At 63.3% G+C, this 20,817-nt stretch carries 18 protein-coding genes and 1 pseudogene; 10 read left to right on the forward strand and 9 right to left on the reverse strand.

The window, feature by feature from the left end; all coding sequences use genetic code 11:
• From AB4O23_RS13990 to AB4O23_RS14035, 10 genes and pseudogenes are all read left to right on the forward strand, one after another.
• Nucleotides 1–2,463: an ABC transporter permease gene (locus AB4O23_RS13990; protein WP_460085470.1), complete on the forward strand. Its 2,463-nt coding sequence runs from the start codon at nucleotides 1–3 to the stop codon at nucleotides 2,461–2,463.
• On the forward strand, nucleotides 2,453–3,514 hold the full coding sequence (locus tag AB4O23_RS13995) for a lipocalin-like domain-containing protein (protein ID WP_065877597.1): 1,062 nt from the start codon (nucleotides 2,453–2,455) through the stop codon (nucleotides 3,512–3,514). Before AB4O23_RS13990 ends, AB4O23_RS13995 begins: the two co-directional genes overlap by 11 nt.
• Nucleotides 3,515–3,628: 114 nt before the next feature.
• Complete coding sequence (locus AB4O23_RS14000) at nucleotides 3,629–5,080, forward strand: hypothetical protein (RefSeq protein ID WP_460063631.1); 1,452 nt, start codon at nucleotides 3,629–3,631, stop codon at nucleotides 5,078–5,080.
• Nucleotides 5,081–5,283: 203 nt separating this feature from the next.
• Entirely contained in the window at nucleotides 5,284–6,207 is a 924-nt protein-coding gene (locus AB4O23_RS14005) for a substrate-binding domain-containing protein (RefSeq protein WP_065877592.1), read from the forward strand.
• Between the two features lie 63 nt (nucleotides 6,208–6,270).
• Nucleotides 6,271–7,779 carry a sugar ABC transporter ATP-binding protein gene (locus AB4O23_RS14010; RefSeq protein ID WP_460063635.1) on the forward strand — a complete coding sequence of 503 codons (1,509 nt, stop codon included), beginning with the start codon at nucleotides 6,271–6,273 and terminating at the stop codon, nucleotides 7,777–7,779.
• Nucleotides 7,745–8,737, forward strand: coding sequence for an ABC transporter permease (locus AB4O23_RS14015; protein ID WP_017527391.1), 993 nt, complete (start codon nucleotides 7,745–7,747; stop codon nucleotides 8,735–8,737). Before AB4O23_RS14010 ends, AB4O23_RS14015 begins: the two co-directional genes overlap by 35 nt.
• Nucleotides 8,738–8,762: 25 nt before the next feature.
• Nucleotides 8,763–9,842, forward strand: a complete 1,080-nt coding sequence (locus AB4O23_RS14020; RefSeq protein WP_065877588.1) for an alcohol dehydrogenase catalytic domain-containing protein — start codon at nucleotides 8,763–8,765, stop codon at nucleotides 9,840–9,842.
• A 14-nt stretch (nucleotides 9,843–9,856) separates the two neighbouring features.
• A pseudogene (locus tag AB4O23_RS14025) lies at nucleotides 9,857–10,530 on the forward strand (FGGY family carbohydrate kinase); the annotation flags it as partial.
• A 111-nt stretch (nucleotides 10,531–10,641) separates the two neighbouring features.
• Nucleotides 10,642–11,376: an FGGY-family carbohydrate kinase gene (locus tag AB4O23_RS14030; RefSeq protein ID WP_460106371.1), complete on the forward strand. Its 735-nt coding sequence runs from the start codon at nucleotides 10,642–10,644 to the stop codon at nucleotides 11,374–11,376.
• A 52-nt stretch (nucleotides 11,377–11,428) separates the two neighbouring features.
• Entirely contained in the window at nucleotides 11,429–12,154 is a 726-nt protein-coding gene (locus AB4O23_RS14035; RefSeq protein WP_065877585.1) for an SDR family oxidoreductase, read from the forward strand.
• Here the strand turns inward: AB4O23_RS14035 and AB4O23_RS14040 are convergent.
• From AB4O23_RS14040 to AB4O23_RS14080, 9 genes are all read right to left on the reverse strand, one after another.
• Nucleotides 12,151–13,155: a LacI family DNA-binding transcriptional regulator gene (locus AB4O23_RS14040; RefSeq protein WP_460063643.1), complete on the reverse strand. Its 1,005-nt coding sequence runs from the start codon at nucleotides 13,153–13,155 to the stop codon at nucleotides 12,151–12,153. The two genes, AB4O23_RS14035 and AB4O23_RS14040, sit on opposite strands and share 4 nt — an antisense overlap.
• Nucleotides 13,156–13,213: 58 nt before the next feature.
• Nucleotides 13,214–14,077: a LysR family transcriptional regulator gene (locus AB4O23_RS14045; RefSeq protein WP_017527008.1), complete on the reverse strand. Its 864-nt coding sequence runs from the start codon at nucleotides 14,075–14,077 to the stop codon at nucleotides 13,214–13,216.
• A gap of 98 nt (nucleotides 14,078–14,175) precedes the next feature.
• Nucleotides 14,176–14,655, reverse strand: coding sequence for a DUF2846 domain-containing protein (locus AB4O23_RS14050; RefSeq protein WP_161979885.1), 480 nt, complete (start codon nucleotides 14,653–14,655; stop codon nucleotides 14,176–14,178).
• A 118-nt stretch (nucleotides 14,656–14,773) separates the two neighbouring features.
• The gene (locus AB4O23_RS14055; protein ID WP_068937412.1) at nucleotides 14,774–16,168 is read right to left on the reverse strand and encodes an amidase; all 1,395 of its coding nucleotides are present in this window, start codon (nucleotides 16,166–16,168) and stop codon (nucleotides 14,774–14,776) included.
• A complete protein-coding gene (locus tag AB4O23_RS14060; RefSeq protein ID WP_460089225.1) occupies nucleotides 16,165–17,433 on the reverse strand; it encodes a Zn-dependent hydrolase in 1,269 nt (422 codons plus the stop codon). The genes AB4O23_RS14055 and AB4O23_RS14060 overlap by 4 nt, the downstream gene beginning before the upstream one ends.
• Nucleotides 17,434–17,446: 13 nt before the next feature.
• On the reverse strand, nucleotides 17,447–18,142 hold the full coding sequence (locus tag AB4O23_RS14065) for an ABC transporter ATP-binding protein (protein ID WP_017527012.1): 696 nt from the start codon (nucleotides 18,140–18,142) through the stop codon (nucleotides 17,447–17,449).
• Nucleotides 18,142–18,891: an ABC transporter ATP-binding protein gene (locus tag AB4O23_RS14070; RefSeq protein ID WP_017527013.1), complete on the reverse strand. Its 750-nt coding sequence runs from the start codon at nucleotides 18,889–18,891 to the stop codon at nucleotides 18,142–18,144. Before AB4O23_RS14070 ends, AB4O23_RS14065 begins: the two co-directional genes overlap by 1 nt.
• The gene (locus tag AB4O23_RS14075; RefSeq protein WP_017527014.1) at nucleotides 18,888–19,898 is read right to left on the reverse strand and encodes a branched-chain amino acid ABC transporter permease; all 1,011 of its coding nucleotides are present in this window, start codon (nucleotides 19,896–19,898) and stop codon (nucleotides 18,888–18,890) included. Before AB4O23_RS14075 ends, AB4O23_RS14070 begins: the two co-directional genes overlap by 4 nt.
• 1 nt (nucleotide 19,899) lies before the next feature.
• Nucleotides 19,900–20,760: a branched-chain amino acid ABC transporter permease gene (locus tag AB4O23_RS14080; protein ID WP_017527015.1), complete on the reverse strand. Its 861-nt coding sequence runs from the start codon at nucleotides 20,758–20,760 to the stop codon at nucleotides 19,900–19,902.
• Nucleotides 20,761–20,817: the final 57 nt, after the last annotated feature.

Here is a 20,817-nt window from a genome sequence, read left to right on the forward strand (position 1 = left end):
ATGGCGGTGTTTTATTGGACGCTACGCGCGTTGCTCAGCCATTGGCGACGCCATCCGGTGCAGTTTTTCAGCGTGCTCACCGGGCTGTGGCTGGCCACGGCGCTGTTGACCGGGGTGCAGGCCCTCAACAGCCAGGCTCGCGACAGCTACGCGCGCGCCAGCCAGTTGATCGGCGGCGAAGCCCAGGCCAGCCTCAGCGCTGCGGACTCGGCGAGTTTCCCCGAGGGGTTGTTTGCGCAACTGCGCCGCACCGGCTGGCCGGTGTCGCCGGTGGTGCAAGGGCGGGTGCAGTTGCAGGGCCATGAGGATGTGCGCCTGCAATTGATGGGCATCGAGCCGTTGTCGTTGCCCGGCAGCGCGACAGTGGCGGGGCAACGCTTGAGCCAGGCGCAACTGCTGGCCTTCTTTGACCCGCCGGGACGCACCTGGGTTGCCCCGCAGACCTTGCGGTCGCTGGGTTTGCAGGAAGGCATGCAACCACTGACGCTCAATGGCCAGCGCCTGCCGCCCCTGCAAGCCCAGGCGGACATGGCGCCCGGCCTGTTGTTGACCGATATCAGCTTCGCCCAACCGCTGCTCGACATGCCCGGGCGACTGTCGCGCCTGCTGGTAGACAAGGCGTTCGCCGCCGGCCAGCCCACGCCGCCCACCGACCTGCAACTGCGCCAGGCCGAGGACAATAACCTGGCGCGCCTCACCGAGAGCTTTCACCTGAACCTGGACGCCTTGGGTTTCCTCTCGTTTGTGGTGGGGCTGTTTATCGTGCACGCCGCCATCGGCCTGGCCCTGGAACAACGGCGCGGGCTGCTGCGTACCTTGCGTGCCTGTGGGGTCAGTGCGCGGCGTTTGATCTTCAGCCTGGGCGTGGAGTTGGCCGCGTTGGCGCTGCTAGGGGGCATCCTCGGCGTCGCCAGCGGCTACGGGCTGGCCAGCCTGTTGCTGCCGGATGTGGCCGCCAGCCTGCGCGGCTTGTATGGCGCCGAAGTGCCGGGGCAATTGAGCCTGAGCCCGGGGTGGTGGCTGGCGGGGTTGGGCCTGAGCCTGCTCGGCGCGTTGCTTGCCGGCGCAAGCAGCCTGTGGCGGGCCGCGCGCTTGCCATTGCTGGCGCTGGCCAACGACCAGGCGTGGCATGAGGCCCATGGCCGTTGGTTGCAACGCCAGGGTGGGGTGGCGGCGGCCGCGCTGCTGATCGCACTGTTGGCGCTGTGGCTGGGCGATAGCCTGGCGGCCGGCTTTGTGCTGATGGCGGCGTTGCTGCTTGGCGCGGCCCTCGGTTTGCCGGTGCTGCTCAATGGCGTGCTCAACGCCGTGCTCGGGCGCAGCCGCTCAGTGCTCGGCCAATGGTTTCTCGCCGACTGCCGCCAGCAGTTGCCGGCGCTGAGCCTGGCCTTGATGGCTCTGCTGCTGGCCCTGGCCGCGAATATCGGCGCGGGTTCGATGACATCGGGCTTTCGCCATACCTTCAACAACTGGCTGGAACAACGCCTCACCGCCGAGCTGTACCTCAACCCGCAAACCCCGGCCCAGGCCGAACAGCTCGGCGGCTGGCTGGCGCAACAGCCGTGGGTAAGGGCGGTGCTCCCCACCTGGCAAGTCGCCGTGCAAATACAGGGTTGGCCGGCGGACCTGTTCGGGGTGGTCGATGACCCTACTTATCGTCAGCATTGGCCGTTGTTGGAGGCTGTAGACCAGCCGTGGGACCAATTGCACACAAACGACACGCTGATGCTCAGCGAGCAGTTGGCGCGTCGCCTTTCAGTGACACTGGGGGATGTGCTCCCTATCCCAACAGCGCAAGGTGTATGGTCGCCCAGAGTCGTGGCGATCTACGCCGACTACGGCAACCCCAAGGGCCACATACTGGTCAATTCGCAGCACCTGCTGGCGCATTGGCCGACACTCTCGCCGGCACGCTTCAACCTGCGTGTCGCCGCGCCCGACGTGGCGCCGCTGGTGCGTGAAGTGCAGCGCGCATTTGCCCTGGAGGACAGCCGGATCATCGATCAGCAGCAACTCAAAGGCTGGTCGAGCCAAGTGTTCGAGCGCACCTTCGCCGCCACCGCGGCCCTCAATAGCCTGACGTTGGGCGTGGCCGGCGTAGCGCTGTTCATCAGCCTGTTGACCCAGAGCCAGAGCCGCCTGGGCCAACTCGCACCGCTGTGGGCGCTGGGCGTGACGCGCCGGCAATTGATGCTGCTGAACCTGGGGCAGACCTGGCTGCTGGCGGTGCTCACCCTGGTGCTGGCGGTGCCGCTGGGCCTGCTGCTGGCGTGGTGCCTGGATGCGGTGATCAACGTGCAAGCCTTTGGCTGGCGCCTGCCGTTGCAGGTGTTCCCGTGGCAGTTGGCGCAACTGCTCGGGCTGGCGTTACTGGCGACATTGCTGGCATCGGCGTGGCCACTGTGGCAGCTGTACCGCAGCCGTCCGGCAGACTTGTTGAGGACGTTTGCCCATGAAGGTTAAAGCGTTGTTGTGCGCCGCTTTGCTGCTGGCCGGTTGCGACAAAGCCCCCGCGCCGGCGCAGAGCTTCGCGGGCCTGGGCAATGATGCGGCGGACTTTGCCCAGGTGGTGCCGGGCAAGGTGTTCAGCTTTCCAGACGACCACGGCCCCCATGACGGTTTTCGGATCGAGTGGTGGTACGTCACCGCCAACCTCAAGGACGCACAGGGCAACGTATTCGGGGTGCAATGGACGCTGTTCCGCAATGCCCTCAAGCCCGGGCCGACGCAAGCGGGCTGGCATGACTCCACCGTGTGGCTCGGCCACGCCGCCGTCACCAGCGCCACTCGCCACTACGCCGCTGAACGTTTGGCCCGTGGCGGCGTCGGCCAGGCCGGTGCCCAGGCGGTGCCCTTCAACGCCTGGATCGACGATTGGAATTTTGCCAGCCGCCCCGGCGCCGCCAGTGCGTTGGCGGATATGCAACTCAAGGCCGGCGGTGCGCAATTCGCCTACGATCTGCACCTGACCTCCAGCCGCCCGCTGGTGCTGCAAGGCGCCAACGGCTACAGCCGAAAATCCGATCTGGGCCAGGCGTCGTACTACTACAGCCAGCCGTTTTTCAACGCCAGCGGCAGCCTGAGCATTGATGGCAAGGTGTACCAAGTCACGGGCCCTGCCTGGCTGGATCGCGAATGGAGCAGCCAACCCTTGAGCGCCAGCCAAACCGGTTGGGACTGGTTCTCCCTGCACCTGGACAGCGGGGCGCAACTGATGTTGTTCCGTGTGCGCCAGCAGGACGGCGCCGGTTACCTCACCGGCACCTGGATCGACCCGCAAGGCCACGCCGAGACGTTGCACAACGCCAATATTCAACTTGCGCCGCTGGCAACCACGGCCATCGAGGGGCGCAACATGCCCACGCGCTGGTCGCTTAAAATTCCGGGCAAACAGCTGGACATCAGCCCTGAGGCCGTCAACCCGAACGCCTGGATGAACCTGAGCATTCCCTATTGGGAAGGGCCGGTGCGGTTTGACGGCGGGGTGGGGTATCTGGAAATGACCGGGTATTGAATAGGTAAAATTTCCTACAAAAATACTGGACATGCATACAGTTGTTGGCTAGATTCCATCCCAGGTGACCGGATGTCACCTGACCTTCAGTTTTTAACTATGGATGGATAAAAAATGAAATCGAAAAAAGCCTTTATGTTGGGCGCGGCCATGGCGGCCTCCTGCTTCGTGTCGGCCTTTGCCCTGGCCGAGCAATACCCTCAGAAGCTCAGCGCCGAAGCGGTCAGGCTGGCCGTGGACAAAGCGCTAAAATCCGGCGGCAAGCTGGAAACAACCCAAGTTTCAACCGCGCTCAAGCAAAAGCTCAAGGCGGCGATGGCCGGCAATTCGAAGCCAGCGCAGAGCAAGGCCGCAGTCAGTGGCGCGCCGGTTGACGTGCAGGTCGATGCATTGAACACAGCTGACCCGGCGCAACTGAAAGGCTCGGCGATTGCTGCGTTCACGCCGCTGTTCCCGACCCTGGATATCAATACGCTGTACACCGTCAGCGGTGTGGAAACCGGTGCGCAAATCGCCTATCACTTCAACCTGCCGAAAAACGCGCGCATTCAGGTGCAACTGCTGAACCAGAGCGCCGGCACGGACATGTCGTTGACGCTGTTCCACGATGACGGCCAGGGTAATTTGACGCCCCTGGGCACTTCCGACGCCGCCGGCAATGCCGATGAGTACCTCAACGGTGTGATGCCGGTCGGTGACTACTACTGGTACATGGTGGCGAACACCGCGAGCAACGCACAGTTCAGCTTTGGTGTGGCGGTGGACAGCAACATCGATGCCTTCGAGCCCAACGACACCGCACAAACCGCGTTTGCCTTGCCGGATGCGCTGAACCAGGTGACGGGCAACATCGACTCCGTCAACGATGTCGATTACTTCGACTTCACTTCGCTGCGCGGTCAAGGCGTGGCCGTGTACCTGGATGAAGAAAGCACAGGCGCGCGCAACCAGTGGGTGTTCGAACGGTTTGATGGGAATAACTGGATAGTGGTCCAGCCGGAAAATACCTCGACCTACCCGAGCGTGCCCGTGGGCTATACCGTGAAGGTTCGCGTGCGCGCCAACCCAGCGGTGGCATTGAACCCCCAGGCGCACTACAAGTTGACGCTGGGTTCGGCACCCCGCCTGAACCAGTACGACGTGATTGGCGACAATGTGGTGCGCATCCCCAGTTCGATTTTCCAACTGGCCACCCAGGCGGCCCGCAACCTGAGCTGGAGCACGCAATGGTCTGACAGTACCGGCGAACCCCTGCGCGGCGTCACCCCGGTATTGCGGGTCGATAAGCAGTTCAGCGGCGCCTATAACTTTGTCAATTACGAGGCCACCACCGGCATCACTGGGGCAGCTTCGGGCAATGTCGCGCTGGGTACCTGCTCGGGTGACCACAACGCGATCTACCCGGACAGTTCGTCCGGCCAGACCTACAACTGGAGAACCTGGTTCAACGACGGCGGCTGGCGGATTGAACTCAAGGAATTCCCAGGCGTGGGTGTCGGGGTAGGTGGCAATATCGTGCAATACGTTAGCCTGGGTCATATTTGCAGCCAGACCATCGTGCGCTAACTGATTCATGCAAGTGAGGCGGGGGGCAGTCCATAGGGCTGCCCCCCTTTTTTTGCGCCTGTTATGCGCACCTCTCCAAGAGGCTGTTTGCAGGCGGTACGACCAACGGGGGCTTGCACGCCCGGGATTTCCTTGCTAGCTTCTCGCAAAATGTTAACGATAACATTTGCTCTAAAAATAAAAACAAAACAGAGACCCACGCCATGAAAATGCTCCCGAAAACCCTGTGTTTATTGGCTGTAAGCATCACCCTCGGCACCGTTGCACCGGCATTTGCCGACGCCGCCAAGCCGATCCGCATCGGCGCGTCATTCCAGGAAATCAACAACCCCTATTTCGTCACCATGAAAAACGCCCTGGAAGAAGCCGGCGCGAGCATCGGTGCGAAACTCATCATCACCGACGCCCGCCACGACGTGTCCAAGCAGGTCAGCGACGTGGAAGACATGCTGCAAAAAGGCATCGATATCCTGCTGATCAACCCCACCGATTCGGTCGGCGTGCAATCGGCCGTCAAATCCGCTCACGCCGCCGGTGTCGTGGTGGTGGCGGTGGACGCCCAGGCCGAAGGCCCTCTGGATTCATTCGTCGGTTCGAAGAACTTCGATGCCGGTTTCCAGGCCTGTGAATACCTGGCTAAAAACATTGGCGACAAAGGCAACATCGCGATCCTCGACGGCATTGCCGTGGTGCCGATCCTGGAGCGTGTGCGCGGTTGCAAAGAGGCCGTGGCCAAGCACCCTGGCATCAAGGTCGTGAGCATCCAGAACGGCAAGCAGGAGCGTGACCAGGCGCTGACCGTCACCGAAAACATGTTGCAGGCCCAACCCGGCCTCAAGGGCATTTTCAGCGTCAACGACAACGGCTCCCTCGGTGCCCTGTCGGCCATCGAAGCCAGTGGCCTGGACGTGAAACTGGTCAGTGTCGATGGCGCGCCGGAAGCGATCAAGGCGATCCAGAAACCCGGCAGCAAATTCATCGCCACCTCGGCCCAGTACCCCCGCGACCAGATCCGCCTGGCCCTGGGCGTTGCCCTGGCCAAGAAGTGGGGCGCGCAAGTGCCCGCCACTATTCCGGTGGACATCACTCTGATCGACCAGGCCAAGGCCAAGGACTTCAGCTGGTAAACCGCCCATGGCCCCACGGAAGGCGTGGGGCCTGGGGCTCCTTCTGAGCGAGAGGTCGGCGGCATGAGCAGTCTTCTGAAGCTGGAAAATATCTGTAAGCGTTACCCAGGGGTGCAGGCCCTCAAGTCCATCAACCTGCAAGTCGAGCGCGGCGAGATCCATGCCTTGCTCGGCGAAAATGGCGCGGGCAAATCGACCCTGATGAAGATCCTCGGCGGCGTCGAGCACCAGGACGAAGGGCGGATCCTCATCGATGGCCAGGCACAGCGTTTCGCCACTTACCGCGACGCCATTGCCGCCGGAATCGGCATCGTGTTCCAGGAATTCAGCCTGATTCCCTATCTCACGGCAGTGGAAAATATCTTCCTCGGCCACGAGCTGAGCAACCGCTTCGGCCTGTTGCGCAAGCGTGAGATGGTCGCGGCCGCCGAGGCATTGTTCCAGCGCCTGGGCGTGAGCATCGACCTGCATTGCGCGGTCGAGCATTTGAGCGTGGCCGAGCAGCAGTTCGTCGAAATCGCCAAGGCCCTGGCGCTGGATGCGCGTTTGCTGGTGCTCGATGAACCCACCGCGACCCTGACGCCCAGCGAGGCCGAGCTGCTGTTCGAGATCATGCGTGAGCTCAAGCGCCAGGGCGTGGCGGTGATTTTTATCTCCCATCATTTGGAAGAGATTTTCCAGGTCTGCGACCGCATCAGCGTGCTGCGCGACGGCGCTAACGTGGGCGTCACCGATGTGGCCGACAGCGATATCGACCGCCTGGTGGAAATGATGGTGGGCCGCCGCCTGGAATGCAGTTTCCCGCCCAAGCCCGGCACCGGGCGCGGTCCGTTATTGCTGGAGGTCAAGGACATCCAGTTGGTGCGCAACGGCCCGCATAACAGCTTCCAACTGCACCAGGGCGAGATCCTCGGGTTTGCCGGCCTGGTCGGCTCCGGCCGCACTGAGCTGGCCTTGGGCATGCTCGGCGCGCTGCCGTCGGTGAGCAAGGAGGTGTGGCTGCGCGGTGAAAAAATCCGCCTCGACGACCCGGCCCAGGCACTGGCCCATGGCATCGGCCTGCTGCCGGAAAGCCGCAAGAGCGAAGGGCTGATCACCGATTTCAGCATTCGCGAAAACATCTCCCTGAACAACCTGCCCAAGTACCAGAACGCCGGTGGCCTGATCGACAAGGCCAAGGAATGCGCCAGCGTCGAGGCATTGATGAAGCAGCTGTCGATCAAGGCCCCGAGCGGCGAAAGCCGGGTGTTCAACCTCAGTGGCGGCAACCAGCAAAAGGTGGTGATCGCGCGTTGGGTCAACCACCACTGCGACGTGCTGGTGTTCGACGAACCCACGCGCGGCATCGACGTGGGCGCCAAGGCACAGATCTACGCGCTGATGCGCAGCCTCACCGAACAGGGCTACGCGATCATCATGATTTCCTCCGAACTGCCCGAAGTCATCGGCATGTGCGACCGCGTCGCCGTGTTCCACAAAGGCGCGATCGTCAAGGTCCTGGAAGCGTCCGCCGTCAATCCTCAAGAGGTCATGCGCCATGCAACAGGGGGCTCAAGTGAATACGTCCATTAACCGCGCCGACACCGCTCGGCTGCGCCTGAACCTGGCGCGGCTGGTGCGTTCGCCGGCGTTCTATCCGTTCGTGGGGCTGGTGGTGGTGACCCTGGTGATGATCCTCGCCAGCGACACGTTCCTGACCGCCAGCAACCTGTCGAACATCGCCCGGCAGGTGTCGATCAACGCGATTATTGCGGTGGGCATGACCTGCGTGATTCTCACCGGTGGCATCGATTTATCGGTAGGGCCGGTGATGGCGTTGTCCGGCACGCTGACGGCCGGGCTGATGGTCGCGGGGCTGCCACCGGGGCTGGCGATTGGAGCCGGCATGCTGATCGGCGTGGCCTTCGGCATCGGCAACGGTTTATTCGTGGCCTACCTGCACATGCCGCCGATCATCGTCACCCTGGCGACCATGGGCATCGCCCGGGGCCTGGGCCTGATGTACACCGACGGCTACCCGATTTCCGGCCTGCCGGACTGGTTTGCCTTCTTCGGTCGCGAAAGCGTGTTCGGCATCCAGGTGCCGATCCTGATCATGCTGATCACTTACCTGGCCGCCTACGTGCTGCTGCAACACACCCGCGTCGGCCGCTACATCTACGCCATCGGCGGCAATGAGGAAGCCGTGCGTTTGTCCGGCGTGCGCGCGGCGCGCTTCAAGTTGCTGGTGTACGGCATCAGCGGCCTGACCGCCGCGATTGCCGGGCTGGTGCTCACCTCGCGCTTGATGAGTGGCCAGCCCAATGCCGGTGTGTCGTTCGAGCTGGATGCGATTGCCGCCGTGGTACTCGGCGGTGCGTCGATTGCCGGGGGCCGCGGGGTGATCGTCGGCACCTTGCTCGGCGCCATGCTGCTCGGCGTCTTGAACAACGGATTGAACATGCTCGGCGTGTCGCCCTACGTCCAGAGCGTGATCAAGGGCGGGATCATTTTGCTGGCGATTTTTATCAGCCGTCAGCGCCATAAATAAACTCCTCTCATATAGGTCAACCATCATGGACAAGCACACCCAAATGCAAGCCGTCGTCTGCCACGGCCCTAAAGACTACCGCCTGGAACGCATCGGCAAACCGCAGGCGCGCCCCAATGAACTGGTGATCCGCATCGCCGCGTGCGGCATCTGCGCCAGTGACTGCAAGTGCCACTCGGGCGCGGCGATGTTCTGGGGCGGCGACAACCCATGGGTCAAGGCGCCGGTGGTACCGGGCCATGAGTTTTTCGGCTATGTGGAGCAAGTGGGCGAGGGCGCCGAGGAACACTTCGAGGTGCAGGTGGGCGACAAGGTCATCGCCGAGCAGATCGTGCCGTGCGCCAAGTGTCGTTTCTGCAAATCGGGTCAGTATTGGATGTGTGAAGTGCACAACATCTTCGGCTTCCAGCGTGAAGTGGCCGAAGGCGGCATGGCGCAGTACATGCGCATTCCCAAGACCGCCATCGTGCACAAGATTCCGGCGGCGGTGTCGCTGGAAGACTCGGCGCTGGTGGAGCCGATGGCCTGCTCGATCCACACCGTCAACCGTGGTGATATCCAGCTTGACGATGTGGTGGTGATCGCCGGTGCGGGCACCCTCGGGCTGTGCATGGTGCAGGTCGCGGCGCTGAAAACCCCGAAGAAACTGGTGGTGATCGACATGGTCGACGAGCGCCTGGAACTGGCGAAAAAATTCGGCGCCGACGTGGTGATCAACCCGGCCCGCGAGAATGCCCGCGAGATCATCAATGGCCTGACCGACAACTATGGCTGCGACGTTTACATCGAGACCACCGGCGTGCCGGCCGGCGTTACCCAGGGTCTGGAGCTGATCCGCAAGCTTGGGCGTTTTGTCGAGTTCAGTGTGTTTGGCGCCGAGACCAGCGTGGACTGGTCGATCATCGGCGACCGCAAGGAACTGGACGTACGCGGCGCTCACCTCGGGCCGTATTGCTACCCGATCGCCATCGACCTGTTCGAACGCGGGCTGGTGACGTCCAAGGGCATTGTCACCCATGATTTCCCGTTGGATGACTTTGCCGAGGCTTTCGAACTGGCCAATTCGACCAAGTCGATCAAGGTGCTGCTCAAGCCGGTGCGCTGATCATGCATTACGTGATGGGTGTGGACATAGGAACCCAAAGTACCAAGGCGCTGCTGGTGGATGCTCAAGGCACGATCATCGCCCAGCATAGCCAGGGGTATCGCGTGGATACCCCCAAGGTGCGCTGGTCGAGCAATGGCCGCAGGTCTGGCTGGATGCCGTCGAGGCCTGCGTGGCGCAGTGCATGGCCAAGGCCGAGGTGGCGGCGGGGCAGGTCAAGGCGCTGTGCATCAGCAGCCTGTATGGCGGCTCGGGCATCCCGGTGGATGCGCAGATGACGCCGCTGCACCCGTGCCTGATCTGGATGGACCGGCGTGCCGGCGAGCAGGTGGCGTGGGTACGCGAGCATGTGGACCTGGAGCGCTTGTTCAGGATCACCGGCAACTCGGTGGACAGTTATTACGGCTTCACCAAGATGCTCTGGCTCAAGCAGCACCAGCCCGAGGTCTGGGCGAACACCCGCTACTTGCTGCCGCCCAACAGTTACATCAACTGGTGCCTCACGGGTGAGCTGGCGGTGGACCATAGCAGTGCCGGCAATATCGGCGGGGTCTACGATGTGGCGGCGCGGGGTTGGTCCGAAGCACTGCTGGCCGAGCTGGGCATACCGTTGGCGATGATGCCGCAGCGCCTGCTGTATGGCGCCGACGTCGTCGGTGGTTTGCTTGACGGCTGGGCCACCCGCCTGGGCTTGCAGGCGGGCACCCCGGTGCTTGCCGGGGGCGTGGATGCAGCCATGGCAACGCTGGCCGCCGGCGTCACGCAGCCGGGCAACCACGTGGCGATGATCGGCACCAGTATGTGCTGGGGCTACCTGAACCAGCAGGTGGATGCGCGTCACGGCTTGGTCAGCATGCCCCACGTCTACAACGGTCATCGGGACCTGTACATCTTCGGCGGCGCGATTACCGCAGGGGCGTCGGTGAGCTGGTTTCGCGAACAGTTCTGCCAGGCCGAGGAACAACAGGCCAAGGCCCGCGGCCTGGACAGCCTGGTACTGCTGGAACAGAGCGCGATGAATATTCCGGCGGGCAGCGAAGGTGTGGTGTTCCTGCCCTACCTGATGGGCGAGCGCAGCCCGGTGTGGGACGACCGCGCCAGTGGCAGTTTTGTTGGCCTGAACCTGTATCACAGCCGTATCCACCTGTACCGCGCGGTATTGGAGGGGGTGAGTTTTGCCCTGCGCCATAACATCGAGGCGGGTACTCGCGGCGCGCACTCACTGGACCCACGCTTGATCGTGGTGGGGGGCGCGAGCCGCTCGGATTTGTGGATGCAGATCATCGCGGATGTCACGCGGTTACCGGTGTACACCATTGTTCAGGAAGTCGAGGCGGCCTTGGGCGCGGCGCTGCTGGCGGCGCACGCGGTGGGGTTGGTGAGTGATGAGGCGATGGACAAAGGCTGGGTGCACCTGGCGTTGCGCGCCGAACCCAAGGCGCAGAACGCCGAGGTGTATGACCGGGTCTTCGCCGAGTATGTGAAGTTGTATCCAGCCCTGAGGCCGATCATGCACAACCTGCAAACTACCTGAATCAACACGGTCCAAAAATGTGGGTAACTTTATCGCCTATGGAAAAGTGATCATGAACGCAACCTTCGACTTCACCCACCAGCGCATTCTCGTCACCGGCGCCAGCAGTGGCATCGGCCGCGAAATTGCCCGGCAACTGATCGCCAGCGGCGCCGAAGTCTTTGCGCTTGGCCGCGACGCCGAGGCCCTGTCGCAACTGGGCTGTCACACCCTGTGCCTGGACATCGCCGACAGCACCGCCCTCGACAAGGCCCTGCAAGGCTTGCCGCCCTTGCACGGCCTGGTCAACTGCGCTGGTATCTCGCGCCTGGAGCCTGCCGCCGCCATCAGTGCCGAGGCCTTTGACCAGGTTATGCAGGTCAACGCCCGCGCCGCCGCGCAGGTGGCCAGCCGTGTGGCGGCCAACATGATCCAGGCGCATATCGCCGGCAGCATCGTCAACGTCTCCAGCCAGGCGTCATTGGTGGCGCTGGACGAGCACCTCGGCTACTGCGCCTCCAAGGCCGCGCTGGATGCGATCACCCGTGTGCAGTGCGCCGAATGGGGCCGCTTTGGCATCCGCGTGAACAGCGTCAACCCCACCGTCACCCTCACGCCCATGGCCACCATGGCCTGGTCCGACCCGGCCAAGCGCGATCCGGCGCTGGCGGCGATCCCACTGGGGCGCTTTGCCGAGACCGTGGAAGTGGCGCTGCCGGTGTTGTTTCTGCTCAGCGATGCCGCCAGCATGATCAGCGGCGTGAGCCTGCCGATCGACGGTGGTTACACCAGCCGCTAGCCGTTCTCCAGCTTGCCGGCGATCACCACTTTGTCCCGTGGTTTGTACGGGTCTTGCAGGCGATCGAGCAGCAGGCGTACCGCGCTGCTGCCCGCCAGGGACGCATCGTGGGCCACGTAGGCGATCGGCACGCCGAAGATATCGGCGAACGGCAGGCGGTCGATGCCGCAGATGGTCAGGCTGTCATGGGGAATGTTGTGCATGCGCAGGGCTCGCAGGGCGCCCAGGGTGATCAACTGGTTGAAGCCCATGATCGCGTCCGGCGCCGGATGTTCGGCCAGGTAGTCGAGGGTGTGCAGGTAGGAGGGCATCAGCGTGTAGTCGCCGGCTTGCACGTGCACCTGTACCTGTGGATGTTCGGCCAGCACTTCGCGCAGGCCTTTGAGGCGTTCGACGGTGATGCGCGAATGCGCGGGGCCGGTGAGCACCAGCAGGTGCTTGAGGGCGGGGGTTTGGCGCAACAGGTACTGCGCAGCCTGGATGCCGCTGTGGTAGTTGTCGAGCACCACGCGACTGAACGGGCTGTCATGGAGGGTGCGATCGAGCAGCACCACCGGGGTCTTGCCGTTGCGCAGGCGGTCCAGGTAGTCGGGTTGGTAGCTCGGCTCGTCGGAGACCGGTGACAGGATGATCCCCGCCACGCGGTAGCCCAATAACGTATCGACCGCTTTGCTTTCCAGTTCCTCCAACTCATCGGTGTCCACCAGCATGATGGTGTAGCCGTGTTGTTTGGCCTCGCGGGAAATCGCCTTGATCATCTCGCTGTAGAACGGGTTGTCGACTGACGCGGTAATCACGCCGATGATCAGGCTTTCACTGCGTTTGAGCCCGCGTGCAAAGGCGTTCGGCACGTAGTCGAGTTCGCGCGCCACTTCCAGGATGCGTGCCAGGGTGGCGGGTTTGACCAGGTCAGGTTTGCTCAACGCCCGGGACACGGTGATGGTGGTCATGCCGACGCGTTTGGCGATGTCGCTGATGGTGACGGACTTTTTCTTGTTCATCGGTAAGGCTGCCAGAGGACACCCACGCAGGCTAGCATGGGCGGCGACTGACAGTGATTCAAATCAGTGGGTCCCAGCGCTGTGACCAGTCACTTTCGGCCTTGACCACCCCGCGCAGCAATTCCAGCGCCTGCTGCAATACCGCCGAATCCCGTGCCCGCGAGTACACCAGGTACGTCGGGAAACTGAACTCCGGCGCCTTGGGCACGCGCCGCATCACGCCGCTGTCCAGGTAGCTTTGCACCACGCGTGTGCGGAAATAGCCCGCGCCGCCATGTTCGAGGATGTACTGCAACGCCAGTGGCCCCAGGTTGAAACTCACGGCGGCGCGGGCCTTGTCGGGCAGGGCGGCGTCATGCTGCTGGCGAAAGCCCTGGCCCCAATCGATGTACACGTAGGGCTCAGGCTTGCTCACCAACTGCACCAGGATCAGTTTTTCTTCCAGCACTTGCTCCACCTGCAACCCCGGCCAGTATTGCGGCTGGAACACCAGTGCGGCATCGAGCACACCCAGTTCCAGTTGGCGCAGCAGGTATTCGCCTTCGCGGATTTCCGTGCGCAGGGCGTGCCCGGGGATGTGTTCGCGCAGGGCCTGGGCCCAGCCGAGCATCAACGGGTTGCACAGGCTCACCTCGCCGCCGATATGCAGCACATTGCGATAGCCATCGGGCAACGGCAGGTCGCGGCGCGCGGCTTCCCAGGTTTGCAGCAATTGGTTGGCGTATACCACAAACGCCTCGCCGTCGGCCGTCAGCCGGGCGCCGGCGCGGTTGCGCACGAACAGCGTACAGCCCAATTGGTTTTCCAGGTTTTTGACGCGTGCGGTAATGGCGGTCTGGGTGACGTGCAGTTTCTCGGCCGCCGCGGCCAGGCTGCCGCAACGGCTGATTTCAAGGAAAGTGCGTGCCAGTTCGATGTCCATGAAGCCCCCTGGGAAGAATGGGCGACAGTGTAAAGGCTAGGAACTGGAATGCAGTCAAAAATGTGGGAGGGGCGGTTATCGGGCTAACAGGGACGGTTCTATTCAGACTTGGCCAGCCGGTACTTGGGCATGAATGTCTGCGCAGTATCGGTAGGCAGCAGCGCCCAGCGAAAATAGTGCATGGCGCCTCGATAGCGATTGTTGTTCATCTCCCCCAGGGTGAAACCGTCCTTGGGTTCTGCCCACAAATCCTGGTCCACCACGAAGTAGCTCTGGCCGGCCTTGACGGGCAAGTCAAACTGACGCGTGGCTTCGTCGGTGAGGATTGAGGTTTTGTTGGAGCTGATGCGGTGCACGCCGGCGGGCAAGTCAACCTTGAAGTAGCCTCCGGTAGGCAGTTCCCCAAGGCTCTTGCCGTCCACATGGACTTCGGTGGTGAACTGCGGGCTCATGAGGCGATACTCGCGCACGAAGTAAACGGTTGCCTTGTCGTTGGCGGTTTGGGCCGGCGCGGTGAAGTAGGGCTGCCCCAGCAGTGGGTCGGTATGCGCGCAGCCTTGCAAGCAGGCCAGCGCCAAGAAAAGACCTATCCGTGTGAGTGTTCTTGGCATTGCATAAAACTCCTGAAAACGTTGGGGGCGCGAGAATAGCACTGAGCCAGGCGTCAGCGCATGCCGAAGGCACGGCGGTTATCCGTCAGACCGGTGCCTGCAAATGTCGGGTTGGAAAAGCGCGCGCATACACCTGGCACACCCTCAACACCTGCTCATCGGCAAACCGCGCCGCCACCACATGCAGCCCCACCGGCAAGCCATTCGCCGCCAAGCCGCACGGCACCGACGCCGCCGGTTGCTGGGTGAGGTTGAAGGGGTAGGTGAACCGCGTCCACTCGGTCCATTCCTGCAGGCCCGAGCCGGGCGGTACGTTATGCCCGGCCTCGAACGCGGTGATCGGCATCATCGGCGACACCAGCACATCGTAGTGCTGGTGGAACGCCGCCATCTTTGCCACCAACGCGGCGCGAGCTTCGAGGGCCGTGTTGAAATCATCCAGGCTCAACCGCTCGCCACGCTCCGCAATGCGCCGCAGGCCGGGGTCCAACAGCTGTTTTTGGGCGTCGCTCATCGTGCGGGTCAGGCGTGCGGCGCCGGCGGCCCAGAGGGTGCTGAATACCTGCTGTGGGTCGCTGAAACCGGGGTCGATCTGCTCGACATGAGCGCCCAGCTGCGCCAGGCCCTCCACCGCCCGGGCGACGACTTCGGCCACCTGCGGGTCAACGTCGATGTAACCGAAGTTGGGGCTGTAGGCGATACGCACACCCTTCAAGTCCGTCGCGTGCGATAACCACGGCGTGCTGCGTGGCGCTCCGATCAAACCATCCCGCGCATCCGGCCGCGCCACGGTTTGCAGCATCAACACACTGTCTTCTACCGTGCGCGTCATCGGGCCCAAGTGCGACAGGATCGTCATGGAGCTGGCCGGCCATTGCGGCACATAGCCGAAGCTCGGCTTGATGCCGAACGTGCCGGTAAACGCGCACGGGATCCGGATCGAGCCGCCGGCATCGCTGCCCTGGTGCAGCACGCCCAGGTTCAGCGCCGCCGCCGCGCCGGCACCGCCGGATGATCCGCCGGCGGTGGTACGCGTGTTCCACGGGTTGCGGGTGATGCCGTACAAGGGGTTGTCGGTAACGCCTTTCCAGCCGAATTCCGGGGTGGTGGTTTTGCCCAGCAGCACCGCGCCGGCCTTGCGCATAAAGGCTGTGAAGGGTGCATCGATGTCCCACGGGCCTGCAGCGCAGGTGGTGCGCGAGCCCTTGCGGGTGGGCATGCCGACAGTCAGCGTCAGGTCTTTGATCGAAGCCGGCACACCGTCCAGCGCACCGCACGGCTCGCCCTTGAACCAGCGCTGCTCCGAGGCGCGTGCGGCGTTCAGCGCGCCTTGCGGGTCCACGTGGCAATAAGCGTTGACCACCGGGTTGTAGCGCTTGATACGCAGCAACGCATCTTCGGTGACCTCCACCGGCGATAAGGTCTTGTTGCGAAAATGCTCCAGCAGTTGCACCGCTGTCAGTTGGCCTATCTCGCTCATGCCAGGTCCCCCTGCGCCGCATTGACCATGGCGCGCAGCAGCACCGCGCAACCGGTCGCCAGGTCATCCGGCGCGGCATTCTCGATTTCGTTATGGCTGATGCCGCCTTCGCAGGGCACAAAGATCATCCCGGCCGGCCCCAACTCAGCGACGAAAATCGCGTCATGCCCGGCGCCGCTGACGATATCCATATGGCTCAAGCCCAACGCCTGGGCGCCGTCACGCACGGCTTTCACGCAAGCCGGGTTGAAATCCAGCGGTGGGAAGTCGGCGGTAGGGGTCAGCTCAACGCTCAGGCCGTGACGCTGGGCGGTGGCGTCGATCACGCCGCGCACTTCATCGACCATCGCTTGCAGTTTGTCGGCGTGCAGGTGGCGCAAGTCGAGGGTCATGTGCACCTGGCCGGGAATCACATTGCGCGAGCCGGGGTGCAGGGCCAGGCAACCAACCGTGCCGCAGGCGTGAGGTTGTTGTTGATGGGCGATGCGGTTGACCGCGCTGACCACCTCGGCGGCGCCGACCAGGGCGTCCTTGCGCAGGTGCATCGGTGTTGGGCCGGCGTGGGCTTCGACACCGGTGAGGGTCAGGTCGAACCACTTCTGGCCCAGGCACCCCATGACCACGCCGATGGTGGTGGCCTGGTCTTCCAGCACCGGGCCCTGCTCGATGTGTGCCTCGAAGTACGCACCGACCGGGTGGCCCAGCACCGCACGTGAACCGGCATAACCGATGCGCTGTAATTCGGCGCCCACCGACAGGCCTTGTTCATCCCGCTTGTCGAGGGTGTCCTGCAAGTCGAACTTCCCGGCAAACACCCCGGAGCCCATCATGCACGGCGGGAAGCGCGAGCCTTCTTCGTTGGTCCACACCACCACTTCAATCGGCGCATCGGTTTCGATCTTCAAATCATTCAGGGTGCGGATCACCTCCAGCCCGGCCATCACGCCGTAGCAACCATCGAACTTGCCGCCGGTGGGTTGGGTGTCGATATGGCTGCCGGTCATCACCGGCGGCAGGGCCGGGTTACGTCCCGCGCGGCGGGCGAAGATATTGCCGATGGCATCGACCGTGACGCTGCACCCGGCGGCCTCGCACCACTGCACAAACAGGTCACGGGCCTGGCGGTCCAGGTCGGTGAGGGCCAGGCGACACACGCCGCCTTTGACCGTGGCGCCCAGTTGCGCCAGGTCCATCAGCGATTGCCACAGGCGGTCGCGGTTGATCAGCGGGGCATTGCTCTTGAGCGGTTGCGCAAAACTATTCATCTGCAATCTCCGATCAGGCACTCAGGGCCAGGTAGCGGTTCTTGATGGTCGGGTCGGCGCGGAAGGCTTCGGCGCTGCCTTCGTACACCACGCGGCCCTGTTCGAGTACGTAATGGCGGTCGGCGAGTTTGTCGCAGACCATCAGGTTCTGTTCCACCAGCAGCACCGGCAGGCCGTCGTCCTTGACCTTGCGCAGGATCTTCACCAGTTCGTCGACGATCACCGGGGCCAGGCCTTCGGTGGGTTCATCGAGGATCAGCAGCTTGGGATCGTTGAGCAGGGCGCGGGCGATGGCGAGCATCTGCTGCTCGCCGCCGGAGAGGGCGTGGCCGGCGTTTTTGCGGCGCTCCTTGAGGCGCGGGAACATGGCGTACACGTCCTCCAACTGCCAGCGGCTGGTTTTGCGTGCGGCGATGCGCAGGTTTTCCTCTACCGTGAGCAGGCGGAAAATCCCACGGTTCTCCGGCACCAGTGCCAACCCTTGGCGGGCGATTTCAAAGATCTTCCGCCCGACCAGCGCCTGGCCGTTGAAGTGAATCTGGCCCTGGCGCGGGCAAATGATGCCGAGGATGCTGCGCAGGGTGGTGGTCTTGCCGGCACCGTTGCGCCCCAGCAGGGTCACCAGTTCGCCGGGGTTGACCGTCAGCGACACGCCTTCGAGCACATGGCTCTTGTCGTAGTAGGAATGGATATTCTCGACGATCAGCATCAGGCAGCCTCCCCCAGATACGCCGTGCGTACGCGCTCATCGGCGCGCACGAATTGCGGGGTGCCTTCGACCAGGATCTGGCCGTGGCTCATCACGGTGATGCGTTGGCTGATGGACATGACGATGCTCATGTTGTGTTCGATCAACAGCACCGTGTGGTCGCGGCCGAGGTCGCTGATCAACTGGGTCATGATGGGGATGTCATCGATGCCCATGCCCGAGGTGGGCTCGTCGAGCATCAGCAGTTTGGGCTTGGAGCAGATCGACATGCCCACCTCCAGCACCCGTTGCTGGCCGTGGGACAACTCGCCGGCCAGGGTGTCGGCGCGGGCGCTGAGTTGCAGGCGTTCGAGTACCTGGTCGGCCATCTCCAGGTGTTCGCGTTTGCTATCGACCCGGCGCCAGAAGTTCAGGGCGCGGGCGCCGTCGCGGCCCTGGGCGGCCAGGCGCAGGTTTTCGCGCACGCTGAGGTTCTGGAACAGGCTGGTGAGCTGGAACGAACGCGCCATGCCCAGGCCGACACGGGCGTGGGCCGGCTTGCGCATCAGGTTGTTGCCGTCGAAATGAATCGCCCCGGCGGTGGCCTGGCGTTCGCCGGTCAGGCAATGGAACAGGCTGGTCTTGCCGGCGCCGTTAGGGCCGATGATGGTGTGGATGGTGCCGGCCTCGACCTTGAGGTTGACGCCGTTCACCGCATGGAACGCGCCGTAGGCCAGTTCCAGGTTTCTGGTTTCCAAAAGGATGCTCATAGCACGTGCTCCTTGTTCACCACACTAGCCTTGCGGCTGCGGCGCACCTTGTCGAACAGTGAGGCCAGGCCGCCCCACAAACCGCCGCGCATGAAGATCACCACCAGGATCAAAATCACCCCCAGCAGCATCAGCCAGCGCGGCCACAGGTCGGAGAGGAAATCCCCCAGCAATACGATGGAGCCGGCGCCCAGCAACGAGCCGAACAACGAACCGGTGCCGCCGACGATGGTCATGATCAAAATGTTCTCGGACATCGCCAGGTCGATGTTCGACAACGGCACGAAGTGCAGCAGCATGGCGTATAACGCACCGGCGATACCGGTGACGGCGCCCGACAACACAAACACCAGGATCTTGAAGTGGCGCGTGTCGTAGCCGATGGCCGAGGCGCGGGTTTCGTTTTCGCGGATTGCCATCAGCGTGCTGCCGAACGGCGAGGCGATGACGCGGCGCGCGCCGATGAAGATCAGCAGGAACAGCACCGCGACAAAACCATAGAAGGCACGGGCGTCGGCCAGCGACAGCAGCACGGTGTCACCGATGCGGACCTGCGGGCGCGGCACGCTGAGCAGACCGTTGTCGCCGCCGGTCCAGTCGCTCAAGGTGTAGGCGACGAAGTAAGCCATCTGGCTGAACGCCAAGGTGAGCATCACAAAGTAAATGCCGGTACGTCGGATCGCCAACGCACCCACCAGCAACGCCAGGAAACCACCGGCGACAGCGGCACCGAGCAACGCGGTGAACAGGCCCCATTGCAGGTGGATCATCAGCAGCGCCGCGCAATACGCACCGGCGCCAAAGAAAATGCCTTGGCCGAACGACAACAGCCCGGTGTAGCCCAGCAGCAGGTTGCAGGCCAGGGCCGCCATGGCGAAGATCAGGATCTCGCTGGCCAGGGTTGCCGAAGGCAGGATCAACGGCAGGCCGATCAGCACCGCCAGTACCCACAGCAACATGGCTTTGGACTGGGTCTTGGCAAACGGCAGGGGGTTTTTCTCGCTCATGTCAGGCTCTCCCGAACAGGCCATAAGGGCGTACCAGAATCACCACGGCCATCGCGCCGTAGATCATCAGGCTCGCGCCCTGGGGCCAGAGTGTGGTCATCAGGCTCTGCACCACGCCGACCAGCAAACCGCCGACCAGCGCACCGCTGAACGAGCCCATGCCGCCGATCACCACCACCACGAAGGCGATGCCGAGAATTTCCGGGCCCACGAATGGCTGCGCGCCGCGCAAGGGCGCGAACAGCACCCCGGCTACCCCGGCCAGGGCCACGCCGAGGGCGAAGGTCATGGAGAACAGACGCAAGATATTGGTGCCCAGCAGCGACACGGTTTCGGTGCTCTCACTGCCGGCACGCACCAGGGCGCCGAAGCGCGTGCGTTCCAGCAACAGCCACAGGCCCAGGCCCACCAGCCCGGAAAACACAATGAGGAACAGGCGGTAGTAGGGGTAGACGAAATCGCCCACCACCAGTACGCCGCGCAACAGTTCCGGCACCGCCACGCTTTTGCCCACCGGGCCCCAGATCATCACGCTGGCTTCCTGGATGATCAGCGCAATGCCCAAGGTCACCAGGATCTGGAACATGTGCGGCAAGTGGTAAATGCGCTGGATCAGCAAGCGTTCAATCACCCAGGCCAGGGCGGCCACCACCAGCGGCGCGATCAGCAGCGCCAGCCAAAAGTTGCCGGTGAGGCTCACGGCGGTGTAGCAGATGTAGGCGCCCAACAGAAAGAACGCGCCGTGGGCGAAGTTGACGAAGTTGAGCAGGCCGAAAATGATCGTCAGCCCGACTGCGATCAGGAAGTAGATCATCCCCAACCCCAGGCCGTTGAGTATCTGGAACAGGTAAAGATTAAGCATGCAGAAACCCTCGAACAGGCGGCTTGGGGCCGCCTTGTCGTGTTTAACCGTTCAGGA

This window comes from Pseudomonas sp. H2_A10 (genome assembly GCF_054680085.1).